This is a genomic window from Herbaspirillum aquaticum, from assembly GCF_002213425.1.
Classification (GTDB): domain Bacteria; phylum Pseudomonadota; class Gammaproteobacteria; order Burkholderiales; family Burkholderiaceae_D; genus Herbaspirillum; species Herbaspirillum aquaticum.
The window spans coordinates 147,544-165,999 of record NZ_NJGV01000004.1 but is presented as its reverse complement, the minus strand read 5'-3'; the positions used below and the strand labels follow the sequence as shown (position 1 = coordinate 165,999).

Sequence of the window (18,456 nt, the reverse complement as noted above, 5' to 3'; positions counted from 1 at the left end):
AATGGGCGGGCGATCAAGCCGGCGACCCCGGAAGGCGCCGCGGAAACAATTTATGTTATTTACTAACACGGCGTAAACATAGTAAATTCAAGGCTATTATTACGTCAATCCTAATTTCACAGGAATTAAAGCGATGAGTGATACAAACTACCAAGGCCAATTCCAGGCCGGCATGATCGACCCGCTCAACAAGGGCCTGGGTGCGCTGGCGCAGCCGCTCGCCCCGCAGCAGGCGGGCCAGGTGCGCTGGAACCTGCTCAATGAAGACATCAGCTTGCCGGCCGCGGTGTTGTATGAAGAAAAGATCGCCCACAACCTGAAGTGGATGCAGGACTTCGTCGGCCAGTACCAGGTCAAGCTGGCCCCGCACGGCAAGACCACCATGGCCCCCAAGCTCTTCGCGCGCCAGCTCGATACCGGCGCCTGGGGCATCACCCTGGCCACGGCCCACCAGACCCTGGCCGCCTATCATCACGGCGTGCGCCGCGTCATCATGGCCAATCAGCTGGTGGGCAAGCGCAATATGGCCATCATTTCGGAGTTGCTGGCCGATCCCTCGTTTGAATTCTTCTGCCTGGTCGACTCCGCCGCGCTGGCTGACCAGCTGGGCCGCTTCTTCGCCGAGCGCAAGCAGACCCTCAACGTCCTGCTGGAACTGGGCCCGGCAGGCGGGCGCACCGGCGTGCGTGACGACGCGCAGCAGCAGGCGGTGCTGGCCGCCATCGGCCGCTGGGACAGCCTGGCTCTGGCCGGTGTGGAGGTATATGAAGGTGTGCTCAAGGAAGAGGCCGACATCCGCCGTTTCCTGCAGCGCGCTGTAGCCTGCCTGAAGGATCTTTCCGCACGCGGGCAACTGGCGCGCCGCCTGGCTCAGGGCCCGGCAGTCCTGACCGGAGCCGGTTCAGCCTGGTATGACGTGGTCGCCGAGGAATTCGGCCAGGCCGACATCGGCGCTGCGCTGGACGTGGTGCTGCGCCCAGGCTGCTACCTCACCCATGACGTGGGCATCTATCGTGCTGCGCAATCGCAGATCCAGGTGCGCAATCCGGTGGCGCACAGCATGCGCAGCCAGCTGCAGCCGGCACTGCAGCTGTGGGCTTACGTGCAATCCATCCCCGAGGCGGACAAGGCCATCATCGCCCTGGGCAAGCGCGATGCGGCGTTCGATGCCGGCCTGCCGGCCCCGGTCACGCGCTTCCGCCCGGGCCAGGATACGCAGCCGCAAGCCACCCCGGCGCACTGGGAAGTGACCGGCATGATGGACCAGCACGCCTACCTGAAGATTGCCGAAGGCGACGACATCCAGGTGGGCGATATGATCGCCTTCGACATCTCGCACCCCTGCCTGACCTTCGACAAGTGGCGGCACCTGGTGGTGGTGGACCAGCGCTTCGATGTGACCGACATCGTGCAGACCTTCTTCTGATCGGCGTCGAGGAAAGAACAGCCCATGAACAAACCCATCCTCGCCTACGGCGAAGCCATGGTGGAATTCAACCAGCGCATCGACACCCCGCGCCAGTACCTGCAAGGCTTTGGCGGCGATACCTCCAACTTCGCCATCGCGGCAGCCCGGCAGGGCGCCGTGTCGGGCTATATCAGCGCCGTCGGGGATGACCACTTCGGCCAGGACCTGCTGGCGCTGTGGCGGCGCGAGCAGGTCGACGTGCAGCACGTGGCGGTGCAAGCCAATGGCAGTACCGGCCTGTACTTCGTCACCCACGATGAGCAGGGTCATCACTTCCACTACCGCCGCGCCGGCTCGGCCGCCAGCCGCTACGGCGTGAACGACTTGCCATTGCAAGCCATCGCCGCCGCCGGTGCCCTGCACCTCTCAGGGATCAGCCTGGCCATCAGCGAGAGTGCCTGTGACGCCGGCCTGGCCGCCATGGCGCATGCGCGTGCGGCCGGTGTGACCACCTCGCTCGATACCAACCTGCGGCTGCGCTTGTGGCCGCTGGAACGCGCCCGGGCGAAGATGGCCGAAGCCTTCCGCCTGTGCGATGTCTGCTTGCCGAGCTGGGAAGATGTGTCGATGCTGACCGGCCTCAACGACCGTGATGCGATCGTCGATCACTTGCTGGATTACGGTGTGAAGCTGGTGGCCTTCAAGCTGGGCCATGAAGGCTGCTATGTGGCCACGCCCGAGCAGCGCCGCATGGTCGCGCCGTATCCGGTGCAGGCGCTGGATGCGACGGGTGCAGGCGACTGTTTTGGCGGGGCCTTCATGGCCGAGCTGATTGCCGGGCGTGATCCCTTCCAGGCCGCACGCTATGCCAACGTCGCGGCCGCCCTCTCCACCACCGGCTACGGCGCGGTGGAACCCATTCCCGGCCGTGACCAGGTGGAAGCGGTGCTCAGGGACGCCGCCTGATCAGGCCCGGCATCGTGGCGCGCCGCTTCACTGCCGGCGTGCCACGAACAGCATGCCCGCCACCGGCTGGCGCACTTCCTCGCGCAATACTTCATCATTCTGGTACACCGCTGCCAGCCCGTGCGCCTGCAGCAGCGTGCGCACGTAATCACGGCCATGGCGGTAGCGTCCGCTGGCATGCAGGCAATAGCCATCGGCCACCGCATCCTGGGGGGTGAGCACCTCTACCGTGAAGACGAAATGGCCGCCCGGCCTCAAGACCGTGGCGACCGCCTTGAACACCTTCTCCAGGTCACCGAAATAGATCATCGTATCGGCCGCCGTGACCAGGTCGCAACTTTGCGGGTGGCGCAGCAGGTAGTCGGTAATCTCGGCCTTTTCCAGCTGGTCGTAAAGGCCGGTCGCCGCCGCCTTCTCCAGCATCTTGCCAGCCAGGTCGACGCCGGTCAGGTGATGCGAATAGGGCCGCAGATGTTCACCGCACAAGCCGGTCCCGCAGCCGATGTCGATGGTGGCAAACTGGCGCGCCGCTTGCGCCACCCGACCCACGCCTTGCCCGATCAGGCTGGGGCCGCGATAGCCCAGGCTATGCAGCAGGTTGGTTTCGAAGGTCTCGGCGTAGCGGTCGAAGTGCGATTCGATGTAGCGATCCGAGGCGCGCGTGGGCACATCCCGCTGTGAGCAGGCGGCCAGCATGTGGGCCGCAATCGGATTGTCGGGTTCGCTGGCCAGCCAGGCGCGGTAGGCTTGTGCGGCTTCTTCCAGCCGACCGAGGAAGTAGAAGGAAATCCCGACCATCTCCCAGGACTTGCCTTCCATCGGCGGCAACACATAGGCGCGGCACTGGTAATGCGAGGCCTGCATCTTGTCGCCTGCGGCCTCGAAGAGATTGCCCAGGTGCAGCAGCGACGGCAGGAATTCCGGCGCGATCTCCACGGCGCGCTGGAAAGCGGCAATGGCCTCCTCGTTGCGGCCCTGCTGCATCTGGGCAGCACCCAGGTTGTTCCAGACCGTGTGGTCATCGGGCGTGATGTCCAGTGCCGCACCGTAGGCCCCGGCAGCGGCCTCGAACTCGCCGACGGCAAAGAACACATTGCCCAGGTCGTTGTGCCAGGCGGCATTGTCGGGTTCGAGGGCGCTGGCCAGTTCCAGCTTCTCTACCGCTTCGGCATGACGTCCGGCCTGGTGCAGCCAGATGCCATAGAAGTGCAGCGCCACCGGTTCAATGGGGTCTTCCTCCAGCACGGCCTCATAGACGGCCCGAGCTTCGTCCAGGCGGCCGGCCATGTGGGCGTCGATAGCCGCATTCAGGCGCGCCGCGTGCGGCGACAGGGTGGACGTACTGTGCTGCGGCTCAGGCATGGACTGCTCTCCCTCGTAAAGCGCATCAGGCACGGGACGACATGTCCGTGGCCTTTACATTTTCTTTACAAGTCTGCAGCAGACTGCCCTTTCGGGCAATACCTGATTCTCCGTGTTGGCTGCCAGATACTACAGGGAAGCCAGGCTGTGGCCGATGCTCCCCAGGCGGCGCAGGGCCTGGTCCAGTTCGCGCGTGAAGGGATGGCCGCAGCAAATGCGCAGGAAGTGACCGTAGCGGTTGGAGTTGGAGAAGATCGCCCCGGGGGAAACGCCCACCCCTTCCAGCAGGGCGCGCTCGAACAACTGCTGGGAACAGACCTGCACCGGCAGCTCCACCCACAGCCCCACGCCGCCATTGGGGACGTTCAGGCGCGTGCCTTCCGGGAAATAGGCTGCGATCGATTCCGCCATGCGCTCGCGCTGTTCCTTGAGCAACTGGCGCAGGCGCCGCAGGTGGCGGTCATAGGCGGGGCTGGCGATGAAGTCGGCAGCGGTGACCTGAGTCCACTCCTCGTTGGCACGGGTGTGGGTGAACTTGAGCATCTTGACCCGCTCATGCCAGCGCCCGCCATTCATCCAGCCCAGCCGCATGCCGGGGGCCAGCACCTTGTTCAGCGATGCGCAGTAGATCACGTTGCCGTTGCGGTCGCGGCTCTTGAGGCTGGAGGGCGGCACGTTGCCATCAGCCAGCTCGGTATAGGCGTCGTCTTCGATCAGGGGCAGGCGCAATTCTTCACACAGGCGCACCAGCTTGTCCTTGTGTTCGTCGGGCATGATGCAGCCCAGCGGATTCTGCAGGTTGGGCACCACCACCACGCCCTTGATGTTGCCGTAGGTGCGCACAGCCAGCTCCAGCGCTTCGACCGAGATCCCGGTGTGCGGGCTGGTCGGAATTTCCAGCGCCTTCATGCCCAGGTTTTCCAGCGCCTGCAGCAGGCCGAAGTAAGTCGGCGACTCCACCGCAATCGTGTCGCCCGGCCCGGCCACCGCGCGCAAGGCCAGGTTGAGCGCTTCGATGCAGCCGTGGGTGACGACCACTTCTTCATGGTCGATGCGCATGCCGTGATGCAATGCGCGCCGTGCCACCGCCTGCCGGAAGGTCGCATTGCCGTTGTGCGGCATGGCGCTGGTGAGCAGCTCAGGCCGCTCGCGCAGGGCGCGCATGGCAGCCTGCTTCAGGGTTTCCACCGCATACAGTTCGGGCGCACAGGTCATGCCGGAGAGATCGATGCGCGGCGCGCCGCTCTGGCGCAGGGCGATGTACTTGGAGACCTTTTCGTGGATGCCCACGTACTGCTCGGGATCGATGGCCATCAGGCTCTTGGGCTCCTGCACTGGCCGGATCGCCGAGCGGCGCGGCTGGCGCACGAAGTAGCCGGAACGCGGACGCGCTTCCAGCCAGCCGCCCTCTTCCATATGCCGCAGCGTCTGCAAGGCCGTCGACAAACTGACCTGGTGCTGGCGCATCAGGTCGCGCACCGAGGGCATGCGGTCGCCCGCCACCAGGGTGCCGGACTGGATGGCCCCCTGGTAGTGCTCGGCCAGGCGCCGATACAGGGGTTGACGCCCGGTGTCGGGGGTGGCGGCAAGGGCCGCCGGCGGCGTGCCCGGCGGCAGCGCCGCAGGCTTCATGTCGGGGAGGTGGAGGCGGGTATCCATAACAGTCATCATCTTATCGAGGGCCAGACCAGAACAGATACAGAGTAGGCGAAAAGCAGGGGTAACAGAGCAAAAAGCTGCGGCCTGTTACGCAGCAGAGTGAATTTCCCTGTGCCTGTTGCGCCTGCGCTGCCGTCCCTAGACTGCAGGCAGGCCCATTCGACAAGGAGAACACCATGCCCGCTCGCACCACCACCCAGACCCTGCCACTGGCTGCCGGCCAGCACCTGCAACTGTGGCTGCCTGCCGGTAGCCAGCTGCTGTGCCAGGCGCCGCACATGCGCGTGACCGAATCGGCGCAATGGCAGGCGGACCGCCTGGTCAGCCGCCAGACCCGGCTCAACGACGGGGAAAGGATGGTGCTGGCGCAGGAAGGCTGGGTCGGCGTGCTGGCGCCGCAAGGAGGCGAGCTGCTGTGCCTGCGTCCGCTGGCGCGGGCATGGTATACCCCCTTGGTCGCCCTGTTCCGACTTCCGCGCGGCGGACGGAATGCGCCGGGATGGGAAGCGGGCCGGTGAAAGACGCGGTCACGAACACGCGGATAGGTTGATGAAAATTAACTTTCAATCAACAAATCCGCATCATCCGCGCTTTTCGAGCAATAAAGTTGCGCAAAAGAGGGTGAACTGACGGTGGAAGAGCTGCAGCAGTTTCCGTAAAACTATTACACTTCATCATCAGCAAAAGATGAAGTGTCATGCAGAACGAATCCTCCCTCGCCCGCTCCGCCCCGGCTTCCATCCCGGCCCTTTCTGAACAAGAGACTTTCGACCTGACGCCTGTTTCCTTGTGGAAAGAAGACTACAGTGGCTTGAAGCGCCTGTTCGACCAGTGGCGCGCCGACGGCGTGACCGACCTGCGCAGTTACCTCACCCAGGATCCCAGCCGCGCCCAGGCCTGTGCCATGCAGATCCGCGTGGTCGACGTCAACCGGCGCACCCTGGAATGGTATGAAGCGCGCGACCTGGCTCACCTGGTGGCCAACCTGGACAAGGTGTTCCGGGATGACATGATCGATACCTTCATCGATGAAATGGTGCAGCTCTGGAATGGCGGCACCACCTTCTCCAGCTATACCGTCAACTACACCCTGGGCGGCAAGCGGCTGGACATCCAGCTCTCCGGGCGCATCATGCCCGGCAGCGAAGAGAACTGGGACTACGTGCTGCTGGCCATCGAGAATGTCACCGAGCGCGAGACCGCCCGCAAGAAGCTCTCCCGCAGCGAAAACTATGCGCGCGGCCTGTTCGAATATTCACCCATTTCGCTGTGGGTGGAAGACTTCAGCGCGGTCAAGCGCCTCTTCGACGACCTGCACCGCATCGGCATCACCGATTTCCGTACCTTCACGGATGTGCATCCGGAGTTCGTGGAACGCTGCATGCAGGAAATCCGCGTCATCGATGTGAACCTGCAGACACTGTCCATGTTCGGCGCCCCGGACAAGGCCACCCTGCTCTCGCGTTTGTCCGACGTGTTCCGCGACGACATGCGTCCGCATTTCAATGAACAGTTGATCGAGCTGTGGAACGGCAACCTGTTACACCACAGGGAAGTGGTGAACTACTCGCTGACCGGCGAAACCCTTCACGTCCACCTGCAGTTTTCTGTCTTCCCGGGACACGAAAACAACTGGGACCTGGTGCTGGTGGCGCTCACCGACATTACCGCCCGCAAGAAGGCCGAAGCCTACCTGGAATTCCTCGGCAAGCACGACGAACTGACCAAGCTGCACAACCGTGCCTACATGGTCGATGAACTGAACCGGCTGGAGCGCAAGGGCCCCTTCCCGGTCAGCGTGATCGTGGCCGATCTCAATGGCTTGAAGGAAGTCAACGACGAGCTGGGCCACGCCACCGGCGACGCCCTGCTGCGCCGCGTGGGCGAAGTGCTGGGCAAGGCGGTGGAACGTCCCGGCAGCGTGGCGCGTACCGGCGGTGACGAATTCGCCATCCTGCTGCCGGCCACCGACGAACGTGGCTGCCAGTTGCTCATGGACCAGATCCAGAAACTGGTCGAAGTGAACAACCAGTACTACTCGGGCGTCGCGTTGAGCCTGTCCATGGGCGCGGCTACCGGTGTTCCCGGCGAGCGCCTGGAACAGGTCGTGCAGCGTGCCGACAGCTTGATGTATGAAGCAAAACGCCATTACTACGCCAGCACGCCGGGCCTGGAACGCCGTCATCCTGACGACTGACAGGGACACCGAGACCGTGTCCGCGCCCTCTTCCTGCCCGCATGAAGAACTGGCCCTGGCAGCAGGCGCGGAAACGCTGGCGGCCGATATCCTGCGCAGCGCACCCGCCCAGCCGGTCCATACGCTGGTGCTGCATGGGGCCGGGCAAGGCGATCGCCAACGCCAATGGCCGCTGCGGCAGGCCCTGGCTGCACGCGGCTGTGCCAGTGCCGCCATCGACTTTTCCGGCCACGGCCACAGCAGCGCCCTGCTGCCCAATTCCCTCTCCAAACGCCTGGATGAAGCGCAAGCTGCGCTGGACCGCTTTACCCTCGCCCCCCGCACCATCGTCGGTGTGAGCATGAGCGGCGAAATCGCCCTGCGCCTGGCCTGCCGCGCGGAGAACGAGATTGCCCATGTGGTCACGCTGGTCGGCGCGCTCTACGATGCTGCCGCCTTTACGCTGCCTTTCGGGCCGGCCTTCAGTGCGGCTTTAAGGCGCCCGCACAGTTGGCGGGATGCCGAAGTGCTGCAGATGATCCGCCATTATCGAGGGCGGCTCACCCTGGTCCGCGCCAGCGAGGATGCCGTCATCCCGGCCGAGATCGCCGAACTGATCCGCCAGCACGCCACCGCTGCCAGCGCATGCCGCATCATTGATTTGCCGGGCGTGGACCATCGCGTGAGCGAACGCAGCGCGCAGGATGCCGCATTGTGCGCACGGCTGGCCGCGCTCATCACCGACTGAAGCTGCTGGAAGAAAATCGGCCTGGTTCAGGCCATGGTGGAGATCAGGCCGCCGACGACGTTCTGGTTGACGATGTCTTCGACGATGGAACCGGTCAGGTCAGGCTGGGACTTGAGCAGCAATGACAACTCCGAACTGAGCCCCTGCCCTGCAAACATGCCCGAACCATCATAGACGCCCGAGGTGGCGTCCGGCATGACAATGCTGCCCAACACCCCCTGGTAATAGCTCTGGCTGGCCTGGTTCTGGGTCAGGTCGGTGGAGGTGCCGGCCGAGGAGCCGGCATTGACGATGGCATCGAACAGCCCCGCAGCGTTGTAGGTCAGGCCGGAATTGCCGGAAGAACCGCCGCCCAGGGTCACGATCACGGAAGCCTCCGACGACAGCTCGACCGCCTGCGCCACGGCAGCAGGGTTGCTGGCCGCAGTGACGGGGTTGGGGGTGCCGCTGGACGCGCTGCTGCCCAGGCCGTAAGGATCCAGGCTGCCCAGCGTGACCGAGGTGGAGGATGTGATCGCCATGTTCATACCATCAACGCGCGATATGCATTAACGCGCCTACCATCGGATTTTAGGAAACTGTGGGCCGCTCGGCAAGGCAGACGTGGCGGCGGGGACAGGCCGATGCCCCGCGCAATGAAAAACACCCGGCCGGAGCCGGGTGTTTCTTGTCCTGCAGGAAGAGGATCAGCGAACCTCAGCAGGCATGACGGGCATCAATGCGGCGCATCGCCATGCTCATCCTTGGTCTGGACGATACTGACCGGCTTGCCCTTGAGGCGGCGCCAGATGTAGACGCCATAGCCGGACAGGCCATACAGCACGAACAGCCCGAACAACACCTTGGACGGGTCGCTGGAAATGAGCACCAGCGCCACCACCACCAGCAATGCCGCAATGAAGGGCACCGGCTTGCGGAAGTTGACATCCTTGAAGCTGTAGAACGGCACGTTGGTGACCATGGTGATGCCGGCGTACAGGGTGATGACCCAGCCGTACCAGCTCAGGTCAGTGCCGGCAAAGCGCAGGTCATCCATGAGCCAGACGAAACCTGCCACCAGGGCCGCTGCCGCCGGGCTGGGCAAGCCCTGGAAGTAGCGCTTGTCGACCACGGCGATGTTGGTATTGAAGCGGGCCAGGCGCAACGCGCCGCCGGCGCAATACACGAAGGCTGCCAGCCAGCCCAGCTTGCCCATGCCGCGCAGCGACCATTCATAGACCACCAGCGCCGGCGCGGCACCGAAGGAAACCATGTCGGAGAGGCTGTCGTACTGGGCGCCGAATTCGCTTTGCGTGTTGGTCATGCGGGCCACGCGGCCATCCAGGCTGTCGAGCACCATGGCCACGAAGATGGCGATGGAGGCGTAGTCGAACTTGAGGTTCATGGCCATCACGATGGCGTAGAAACCGCAGAACAGCGCCGCCGTCGTGAAGGCGTTGGGCAACAGGTAGATGCCGCGCGAGCGCCGCCGTGCCACTACCTGCCCGGCCTCGTCCAGTTGCGCGGCCTTGGGGCGGCGCAGCGATTTCGGGAAGGGAATGCCGGCTTTGGCCTTGCGTCGTCGTAATGTGGGCATCGATGTCTATCAGTGAGGAGGACGGAAATCGCAGCACGCAGTCTGCGCTCGGGCCTCATCCGTGACGCCGCTGCAAGCACAGGCTGGCGCACGGCACGGTGAGGCCTTCATGGTGTGATCAGAGTTCGGCCAGAATGGTTTCGGTGGCCGAGACCTTTTCACCGACGGTGACCTTGGGCGTGGCCGTCAGCGGCAGGTAGACGTCCACACGCGAACCGAAACGGATGAAACCGTAGCGCTGGCCACGGGCCAGGGTGTCGCCCGCCTTGACGTAGCACAGGATGCGGCGTGCGATCAGGCCGGCCACCTGCACGCAGGTCACGCTGTGACCGCTGGTGGTGGTGATGGCCAGGGCATTGCGCTCGTTTTCCAGCGAGGCCTTGTCGAGGTCGGCATTGACGAACTTGCCGGGGAAATACTGCACCTTCTCGATCTTGCCATCCACCGGGGCGCGGTTGGAGTGGACGTTGAACACGTTCATGAAGACGCTGATCTTCAGGGCTTCACGGTCGGTGTAGGGATCGTGGGCGCGGGCCACCACGACGATGCGGCCATCGGCCGGGGACAGCACGGCATTGGCGGCCTGCGGGATCACGCGCGGGGGATCGCGGAAGAATTGCAGCACGAACAGCGCGATGATCCACAGCGGGAAGGACCAGGCGCCGCAGAAATAGGTTGCCAGCGCTGCCACGACCACGGCGATGGTCAGGAAGGGCCAGCCTTCACGGGCGATGATGGGATGGGGATAGTGGTTATTGTTCAATGTTGCTCCAATGATCGCGCAGTGCTCGCGGAAAGTTCAAAAGTAAAAGCGTGCCTATTCTAGTCCAGCGCCCGTTAAAAGCAATGAAATGCACCGCCATCGGACCGGTGGCGGTGCATCTCGGGTCATCCGGGACAATTTTTCGTGAACCAGGCCGGGGCATTGCCCGGCACCGGTTCAGCGCGGCTGCGGGCGGGAGAAGCTCAGCTTGAGTTCGTTGCGGGCCACACCGCGTGGACCGGTCAGTTGCATCTGCCCGATCAGGATCGTCACTTCCGCATCGGCATAGTCCAGCCCGGTGACTTCGGTGACCTGGCGCAGGTCGCCCTGGCGGCGTTCCTGCGGCTCGTCGGCGATGATGCCCGGCGGCTCCTTGGCCAGCGGTGCGCAAGCCTTCACATCATTGACCAGGCGCTGGTAGGCGCGGCCCATGTCGGCCGGCGTGGCATAGCGCCAGATGCAGGTATAGACCGTGGAATTGTCGGCAACGGCGCAGCTTTGGGCACCATCGAGCATGAAGTTGGACAGATAGACGGGGCCGCGCTTGTCGCCCTTCATGACGGAATCGGGGCCGTCTTTCTTCCAGCCGTCAAAGTGCGATTGCGATTGCTGGTGGATGGCGCGCAGGTCGGCGCAGATGTCGGCGTGCGCGGTGCTGGCCACCAGTGCGGTGAGCAGCGGCAGGAGCAGCTTGGTGATGGTCCGCATGATGAGATGCTCTTCTTGAAACGGAAAGGGAGGCCGATTATAGCCTCCCTCTCCTGCCAACCCGAGCGGGTTGACGATTCTTGACACGGCCCCTGGCGGGACCAGCCGCATTACTTGAAGCGCACCTTGCCCACCAGGCGCATGTTCACGGTCGATTCACCCGGCTCGAAGCTGGGTTCGGCCACCGTCGTGCTTTCCTGGGCCATGTCGGCGCGCATGGCCTTGGCCATCATCGGGGCGGGGGCCGCCGCGGCGTAGTTGCCGGAGCCCTCGAAATCCACGGTCTCGATCACCGCATCCGACGGAGCACGATGCATGGCATCGGCGATGAAGCCGATCCGCTCCTCCAGGTTGCGATAGGTGGCATTGACCAGGGTGGCGTCCAGCTTCTTGGCGGCCGCCGGGCTCAGGCCGAACTGCAGGCCGTTCAGGCTCATCAATGCCTGGGCAGAGGAGACGGTCTTGGGCAACGCGGCCAGGTTCTCGGTCGTCATCTCCAGATATTGGCCGACGCGCCATCCCACCACCTGGCGTGCCTTGGCCGGCTGGCGGGGTTGTTGCGGCGTGACTTGCGGCGGTTCGGCATAGACCGCGTAGGTGTAATAGCCATAGCTCTTCAGGGCGGCCTGCGGGTCCTGGCGCTTGAGCAGCTCGATGCCCTGCTTCATCTTCTGGTTCACGCGGGAGGCGGCGGCGGCCTTGTCCTTGTCCTGCTCTTCGACCTGCAGGGTGACGCGCGCCTGGTCATTGGGCACGCTGATCTCGCCATTGGCTGGCACCACGACCATGGTGCCGGTGGTCGGGACCGGAGCCGGCGCGCTCATGGCGGTCTGCGCCTGGGCAGCGATACAGGCGGTGGCCAGGACGGCACCCAGCATCAGTTTGCGGGAAGGTGTCATAAGGGATCCTCTTTATTCTTGGTCAGTGACGGGGGTGATGATAGCTTCATATCGAAAGCATCTACCCTGCACTTCGACGACCGCCACCAGAGATTGGTTCTTGGCCAAGTGCAACAATGCGTAACACAATGACAATTCAAGCGCCCTCGCCTTCCCTGGGAACGAAAAAAAACGCCACGGCGAACCGTGGCGTTTTCCTTGACTGCTGCTTGAGGCGGCAGATCAGTTCTTGGTCTGGTCGACCAGCTTGTTGGCCTTGATCCAGGGCATCATGGCGCGCAGCTTCTCGCCCACGATTTCGATCTGGTGTTCGGCGTTGATGCGACGACGCGACATCAGGGTCGGTGCACCGGCCTTGTTTTCCAGGATGAAGCTCTTGGCGTATTCGCCGGTCTGGATGTCTTCCAGGACCTTCTTCATGGCAGCCTTGCTCTCGGCGTTGATCACGCGCGGGCCGGTCACGTACTCGCCGTATTCGGCGTTGTTGGAGATCGAGTAGTTCATGTTGGCGATACCGCCTTCATAGATCAGGTCGACGATCAGCTTGAGTTCGTGCAGGCACTCGAAGTAGGCCATTTCCGGCGCGTAGCCAGCTTCGACCAGGGTTTCGAAACCGGCCTTGATCAGTTCCACGGTACCGCCGCACAGCACGGCTTGTTCGCCGAACAGGTCGGTTTCGGTTTCTTCGCGGAAGTTGGTTTCGATGATGCCGGCACGGCCGCCGCCGTTGGCGGTAGCGTACGACAGGGCCAGGTCACGGGCCGAGCCGGACTTGTCCTGGTGCACGGCGATCAGGTGCGGCACGCCGCCACCCTGGCTGTAGGTCGAACGCACGGTGTGGCCGGGGGCCTTGGGGGCGATCATGATGATGTCCAGGTCAGCGCGCGGCACGACTTGGCCATAGTGGATGTTGAAGCCGTGCGCGAAGGCCACGGTCGCGCCTTGCTTGGCGAAGGGAGCGACGTTTTCTGCATAGACCTGGCCGATGTTTTCGTCCGGCAGCAGGATCATGATGACGTCGGCGTCCTTGACCGCGTCGTTGACTTCGGCGACCTTCAGGCCAGCCTGTTCAGCCTTGTTCCACGATGCGCCACCCTTGCGCAGGCCGACGGTCACCTTGACGCCGGAATCCTTCAGGTTCAGGGCGTGGGCGTGGCCTTGCGAACCGTAACCGATGATGGTCACGTTCTTGTTCTTGATCAGGGACAGGTCTGCGTCTTTGTCGTAGAAAACTTTCATGATTTTTTCCTATGTTCCGAGTAACTCGAATTTGAATGTATGTAGGTGTGTGATGCGTACTGCTGGCGCGGTCGATCAGATCTTCAGGATCCGTTCGCCGCGGCCGATGCCGGAGCCGCCGGTACGGACCGTTTCCAGGATCGCGGTGCGATCCAGGGCGTCGATGAAGGCGTCCAGCTTGCTCTTGGCGCCGGTCAGCTCGATCGTGTAGGTCTTCTCGGTGACGTCGATGATGCGGCCGCGGAAGATATCCGCAGTGCGCTTCATCTCTTCCCGTTCCTTGCCCACTGCGCGCACCTTGATCAGCATCAGTTCGCGCTCGATGTGCGCGCCTTCGGTCAGATCGACGACCTTCACCACCTCGATCAGGCGGTTCAGGTGTTTGGTGATCTGTTCGATCACATCATCCGAACCCGAGGTCACGATGGTCATGCGCGACAGGGTCGAATCTTCGGTGGGTGCAACGGTGAGCGTTTCGATGTTGTAGCCGCGTGCGGAGAACAGGCCCACGACACGGGACAATGCGCCGGCTTCGTTTTCCAGCAGCACAGAAATGATATGGCGCATGTTAGAGATCCTCCGAACCCAGCAACATTTCAGTCAAACCCTTGCCCGCCTTGACCATCGGCCAGACGTTTTCGGTTTGATCCGTGATGAAGTTCATGAAGACCAGCCTGTCCTTCATGGCGAAGGCTTCGCGCAGCGCGCCGTCGACATCGCCCGGTTTCTCGATTTTCATGCCGACGTGGCCGTAGGACTCCGCCAGCTTGTTGAAGTCCGGCAGCGAATCCATGTAGGACTCGGAATAGCGCGAACCATAGTCGATCTGCTGCCACTGGCGCACCATGCCCAGGAAGCGGTTGTTCAGGAGAATGATCTTGGGCGTCAGGTGATACTGCTTGCAAGTCGCCAGTTCCTGGATGCACATCTGGATCGAGGCTTCGCCGGTGATGCAGGCCACCGTCGCATCGGGGTTGGCCATCTGCACGCCCATGGCGTACGGCAGACCCACGCCCATGGTGCCCAGGCCACCGGAATTGATCCAGCGGCGCGGCTTGTCGAAACCGTAGTATTGCGCGGCCCACATCTGGTGCTGGCCGACGTCGGAGGTGATGAAGGCATCGCCCTTGGTCACTTCCCACACCTTCTGCACCACCGATTGCGGCTTGATGAATTCGTCGGAAGTGGCGAACTTCAGGCAGTCACGCTTGCGCCATTCGTTGATCTGCTTCCACCAGGCATCCAGCGCCGCGCCGTTCTGGCGGGTCTCGGCCGAATCCAGCTGCGAGAGCAGTTCCTGCAGCACGTCCTTGACGTTGCCCACGATGGGGATGTCGACCTTGACGCGCTTGGAAATCGACGACGGGTCGATATCGATATGAATGATCTTGCGGGCATTCGAGGCGAAGTGCTTCGGGTTGCCGATCACGCGGTCATCGAAGCGCGCGCCGATGGCGATCAACACGTCGCAGTGCTGCATGGCCATGTTGGCTTCGTAGGTGCCGTGCATGCCGGGCATGCCCACGAACTTGTCGCTGGACGAACGATAGGCACCCAGGCCCATCAGGGTGTTGGTACAGGGATAACCCAGGCGATCAACCAGCTTGTTCAGCTCAGGCGAGGCATTGGCCAGGATGATGCCGCCGCCGGTATAGATCATCGGGCGCTCGGCCGACAGCAGCAGCTGCAGCGCCTTGCGGATCTGGCCCGAGTGGCCCTTGTCGACCGGCTTGTAGGAACGCATTTCCACCGCCTTCGGGTACTCGTAGGCGCAGGTATGCATGGTGATGTCCTTCGGGATATCGACCAGGACCGGGCCGGGACGGCCGGTGGTGGCGATATAGAAGGCTTTCTTGACGGTCTCCGCCAGGTCCTTCACATCCTTCACGAGGAAGTTGTGCTTCACGCAGGGGCGGGTGATGCCGACGGTATCGCACTCCTGGAACGCGTCCTGGCCGATGGCGGTCGACGGCACCTGGCCGGAGATCACCACCATGGGAATCGAATCCATGTAGGCCGTGGCCAGGCCAGTGACCGCATTGGTCACGCCGGGGCCGGAGGTCACGATGGCCACGCCGACTTTTTGCGAGCTGCGCGAATACGCATCAGCGGCATGCACGGCGGCCTGTTCGTGACGAACCAGGATGTGCTGGAATTTGTCTTGCTTGAAGATTGCGTCGTAGATATAGAGGACGGCGCCACCAGGATAGCCGAAGACGTGTTCAACACCCTCTTCAGCCAGGCAACGGACGAGTATATCCGCGCCGGTGAGTTGCTCAGCACTCATGCTGCTTCCTTTCAAGGTCCATTGGAAATTGATCGGATGTTCTCTCCTGACGGAATCGCATTCATCGTCTTGCTGGCGGCATCCCTTCATTGTGCGGTCACGCCGTTTCTGCGCTCCAACCGTAGTGGAGTTTGAAACGTCGCTCAACGCGACTCGTTCAGCCTTGGATCAAGATCGACTTTTACAGATTCCTCGCGCTTGTGGCACGGGTTAGAACAAACAAGCTTTAAACCTATAAAGCGTTTCCTCGAACCGGCACAACCTTATGTGAAGCACCGGCAAGGAATAAAAACGCCCCAGATGTGGGAGGCGGGAAACAGGACAGTAATGGCTTGCATCATTTTGGTCAAGCGAATTCCGGTGAAATCGTTGTCAATACTCGCGTTCCCGCGCCGGGTCGAGGATAAACTTCAGGACAAAAGGGGCCACATTTGCTAGCATTCGGTCTGCTTTTTGACGATTTCTTGCATTTTTCGCATCCTGGCTGGTCAATATGCAGGATTTTTCCTGAATTGATCGGTGACCCATCCGGCACACCGTATTGCATGGCAACTGACAAAGAACTCTCCGATTTTCTTGAAAGTGTCGAACGCCGCGCCTTCAAACAGGCGGTGTATGCCGTGCGCAAGGATGAAGCCGCGTTGGACATCGTTCAGGATGCAATGATCAAGCTGGCCGAGAAATATGGCGACAAGCCGGTCGATGAGCTGCCGATGCTGTTCCAGCGCATCCTGCAGAACACCATTCATGATTTCTTCCGCCGCGAAAAGGTACGCAATACCTGGGTGAGCCTGTTCTCCAGCTTCGGGGGCAATGGCGGCGACGGCGAGGGCGGCGATGATTTCGACCTGCTCGAGAGCCTGGAATCGGAAGACGGCTCCCAGGCCGCCGAATCCAGCGCGGACAAGGTCGAGCGCGAGCAGACGCTGAACCTGATCGATGCCGAAATACAAAAACTGCCAACGCGTCAACGGGAAGCATTCCTGATGCGTTACTGGCAGGACATGGACGTGGCGGAAACAGCCGCCGCCATGGGTTGCTCCGAAGGTAGCGTCAAAACCCATTGCTCCCGCGCAACACACGCGCTGGCTCAAGCTCTCAGAGCCAAAGGAATCTCATTATGAACAACAAGGAAATGCAATTCGCCTACAAGGTGAAGCTGGCGCTTGACGCCAATCTTGACAACCTGTCCGACGACACGTTGCAAAGCCTGTCGGCCGCCCGCCGCGTGGCCCTGGCCCGCAAGAAGCAGGCACCGATCCACAAACGCGTGGAGCAGCCGGTGCTGGCCGGCGCCTTCGGTGGCGCCATGATGTCGCCCGAAAAACCGTCGTGGTGGAGCCGCCTGGGCGTGGCCGCCCCGCTGCTGGTGGGCATCATCCTCTTCGCCGGCATCTACCAGCATGAAAACGCCAAGCGCGTGAGCTACCTGGCCGACATCGACGCGGCCGTACTGTCCGACGAGCTGCCGCTGTCGGCTTACCTGGATCATGGTTTCAACGCCTTCCTGGCAGAAAAGGGACAATAAGACGATGCAAAAGACCACCGGCACTCCTGTGAAGGCTACCGCCCGCTTCTCGCGCATTGCGCTGGCGCTGGCGGTGCTGGCCGGTGGTTTGAGCTGCGCCTGGACCGTGGCGCAGAACGCGCCCGCCACCGCACCAGCACCGTCGGCCACACCCGCGGCCGCGCCCGCACCTGCTGCCAGCCCTGCTGCAACGGCACCGGTGACCGGTGCGTCCGGTACCGCGACAGCGCCTGCCGCACCGGCCGCCGCCCACGCCAACAAATCCGCCGGCAAGGGCGCCGCACGCAAGCCCGAGAACAAGCTGGCCTGGGCCAATCTCTCGCCGACCCAGCATCAGGCACTGGAACCGCTGACCGGCGAATGGCCGCGCATGAGCGAGTTGCAGAAGGAAAAATGGCTGGAGATCGGCAAGCGCTACGCCAAGATGAAGCCGGAAGAACAGCAGCGCCTGCATGAACGCATGCGTGACTGGGTCAAGCTGACCCCGGCTGAACGCAGCGCTGCCCGCACCAATTACGCCCGTGCCAAGAAGCTGGATGCGGAAGAAAAGCACGAGCAATGGGCCAAGTACCAGCAACTGTCTGAAGAGCAGAAAAAGAAGCTGGCCGAATCCAAGCTGCCCAAGCGGGTAGCCAAGCTGCCGACCTCGCCCTCAGCCGCCGCACCGACCATCCAGCTGCCCGCCGAGGCCCTGGATCGCTCCCTGCCGGTCACCCCTGCCCAGCTGCCCGCTCCGGCCGCCGCTCCTGCGCCTGCCCAGGCACCGGGCTCGCAGGCCACTCCGGTGCCGGCGATCGCTCCTACCGCCTCGACGCCTGCGACCGTGGCAGTCAGTGCTGCGGTCGCGCCTGTGGCCGGTACGACGAGCGACGGCAAGTAAGCCAGTCCATCCACTTCCTGATTCCATCACCCGCCACCGGCGATGATTTGAAACCGCCCCTTTGGGGCGGTTCGCATTTGGGCCCTCGCCAAGCGCGGCCGAATGCCGCCGAGCCCGGACCTCCCCTGCTTCGTGCGGCGCCTTCTTGCTCTGGCTCAAGCCCTTACATAGGCAAGCGCGCCTGATTGCATTACCATCTGGCGGCCGCAGCGCACGCTGCACGCACGGATTCTTCACGCCACCCTAGCCAGAACGGA

At 62.9% G+C, this 18,456-nt stretch carries 18 protein-coding genes; 8 read left to right on the top strand and 10 right to left on the bottom strand.

What is annotated here, in order from left to right; all coding sequences use genetic code 11:
- The first annotated feature begins 133 nt into the window (after window positions 1-133).
- Complete coding sequence (locus CEJ45_RS05375) at window positions 134-1,426, top strand: amino acid deaminase (RefSeq protein ID WP_088754169.1); 1,293 nt, start codon at window positions 134-136, stop codon at window positions 1,424-1,426.
- Between the two features lie 24 nt (window positions 1,427-1,450).
- Window positions 1,451-2,374 (top strand): sugar kinase, encoded by a 924-nt coding sequence (locus tag CEJ45_RS05370; protein WP_088754168.1) that lies wholly within the window; start codon window positions 1,451-1,453, stop codon window positions 2,372-2,374.
- Window positions 2,375-2,401: 27 nt separating this feature from the next.
- On the opposite strand, the gene CEJ45_RS05365 is transcribed toward CEJ45_RS05370, so the two are convergent.
- Both CEJ45_RS05365 and CEJ45_RS05360 read right to left on the bottom strand, forming a co-directional pair.
- Window positions 2,402-3,736, bottom strand: a complete 1,335-nt coding sequence (locus CEJ45_RS05365) for a tetratricopeptide repeat protein (protein ID WP_088754167.1) — start codon at window positions 3,734-3,736, stop codon at window positions 2,402-2,404.
- A gap of 129 nt (window positions 3,737-3,865) precedes the next feature.
- On the bottom strand, window positions 3,866-5,395 hold the full coding sequence (locus CEJ45_RS05360; protein WP_088754166.1) for an aminotransferase-like domain-containing protein: 1,530 nt from the start codon (window positions 5,393-5,395) through the stop codon (window positions 3,866-3,868).
- Between the two features lie 176 nt (window positions 5,396-5,571).
- Here CEJ45_RS05360 and CEJ45_RS05355 point away from each other — a divergent pair, with 176 nt between their 5' ends.
- The 3 genes from CEJ45_RS05355 to CEJ45_RS05345 all read left to right on the top strand — a co-directional run bounded on the left by CEJ45_RS05355 (window position 5,572) and on the right by CEJ45_RS05345 (window position 8,319).
- Window positions 5,572-5,913: a hypothetical protein gene (locus CEJ45_RS05355; protein ID WP_241517282.1), complete on the top strand. Its 342-nt coding sequence runs from the start codon at window positions 5,572-5,574 to the stop codon at window positions 5,911-5,913.
- 179 nt (window positions 5,914-6,092) lie between these two features.
- A complete protein-coding gene (locus tag CEJ45_RS05350; protein WP_088754165.1) occupies window positions 6,093-7,592 on the top strand; it encodes a sensor domain-containing diguanylate cyclase in 1,500 nt (499 codons plus the stop codon).
- Window positions 7,593-7,608: 16 nt separating this feature from the next.
- A complete protein-coding gene (locus CEJ45_RS05345) occupies window positions 7,609-8,319 on the top strand; it encodes an alpha/beta hydrolase (RefSeq protein ID WP_241517281.1) in 711 nt (236 codons plus the stop codon).
- 26 nt (window positions 8,320-8,345) lie between these two features.
- Here CEJ45_RS05345 and CEJ45_RS05340 read toward each other — a convergent pair whose 3' ends face one another.
- The 8 genes from CEJ45_RS05340 to CEJ45_RS05305 all read right to left on the bottom strand — a co-directional run bounded on the left by CEJ45_RS05340 (window position 8,346) and on the right by CEJ45_RS05305 (window position 15,791).
- On the bottom strand, window positions 8,346-8,840 hold the full coding sequence (locus CEJ45_RS05340; protein ID WP_241517280.1) for a hypothetical protein: 495 nt from the start codon (window positions 8,838-8,840) through the stop codon (window positions 8,346-8,348).
- Between the two features lie 194 nt (window positions 8,841-9,034).
- Complete coding sequence (pssA, locus tag CEJ45_RS05335) at window positions 9,035-9,895, bottom strand: CDP-diacylglycerol--serine O-phosphatidyltransferase (RefSeq protein WP_088754162.1); 861 nt, start codon at window positions 9,893-9,895, stop codon at window positions 9,035-9,037.
- Window positions 9,896-10,013: 118 nt separating this feature from the next.
- Window positions 10,014-10,658, bottom strand: a complete 645-nt coding sequence (locus CEJ45_RS05330; protein WP_013233751.1) for a phosphatidylserine decarboxylase — start codon at window positions 10,656-10,658, stop codon at window positions 10,014-10,016.
- Window positions 10,659-10,835: 177 nt separating this feature from the next.
- Entirely contained in the window at window positions 10,836-11,366 is a 531-nt protein-coding gene (locus CEJ45_RS05325; RefSeq protein ID WP_088754161.1) for a vesicle formation protein, read from the bottom strand.
- 110 nt (window positions 11,367-11,476) lie between these two features.
- The gene (locus CEJ45_RS05320; RefSeq protein WP_088754160.1) at window positions 11,477-12,265 is read right to left on the bottom strand and encodes an SIMPL domain-containing protein; all 789 of its coding nucleotides are present in this window, start codon (window positions 12,263-12,265) and stop codon (window positions 11,477-11,479) included.
- 222 nt (window positions 12,266-12,487) lie between these two features.
- Window positions 12,488-13,504 (bottom strand): ketol-acid reductoisomerase, encoded by a 1,017-nt coding sequence (gene ilvC, locus CEJ45_RS05315; RefSeq protein ID WP_034334512.1) that lies wholly within the window; start codon window positions 13,502-13,504, stop codon window positions 12,488-12,490.
- A 75-nt stretch (window positions 13,505-13,579) separates the two neighbouring features.
- Window positions 13,580-14,071, bottom strand: coding sequence for an acetolactate synthase small subunit (gene ilvN / locus CEJ45_RS05310; protein ID WP_008327594.1), 492 nt, complete (start codon window positions 14,069-14,071; stop codon window positions 13,580-13,582).
- A 1-nt stretch (window position 14,072) separates the two neighbouring features.
- A complete protein-coding gene (locus CEJ45_RS05305; protein WP_088754159.1) occupies window positions 14,073-15,791 on the bottom strand; it encodes an acetolactate synthase 3 catalytic subunit in 1,719 nt (572 codons plus the stop codon).
- A gap of 545 nt (window positions 15,792-16,336) precedes the next feature.
- Here CEJ45_RS05305 and CEJ45_RS05300 point away from each other — a divergent pair.
- From CEJ45_RS05300 to CEJ45_RS05290, 3 genes are read left to right on the top strand one after another with little or no spacing between them, the layout of a single operon-like run.
- The gene (locus CEJ45_RS05300) at window positions 16,337-16,915 is read left to right on the top strand and encodes an RNA polymerase sigma factor (protein WP_039786760.1); all 579 of its coding nucleotides are present in this window, start codon (window positions 16,337-16,339) and stop codon (window positions 16,913-16,915) included.
- Window positions 16,912-17,319 (top strand): DUF3619 family protein, encoded by a 408-nt coding sequence (locus tag CEJ45_RS05295; protein ID WP_088754158.1) that lies wholly within the window; start codon window positions 16,912-16,914, stop codon window positions 17,317-17,319. Before CEJ45_RS05300 ends, CEJ45_RS05295 begins: the two co-directional genes overlap by 4 nt.
- Before the next feature lie 4 nt (window positions 17,320-17,323).
- Window positions 17,324-18,199 (top strand): DUF3106 domain-containing protein, encoded by an 876-nt coding sequence (locus CEJ45_RS05290; protein WP_088754157.1) that lies wholly within the window; start codon window positions 17,324-17,326, stop codon window positions 18,197-18,199.
- Window positions 18,200-18,456 lie beyond the last annotated feature (257 nt).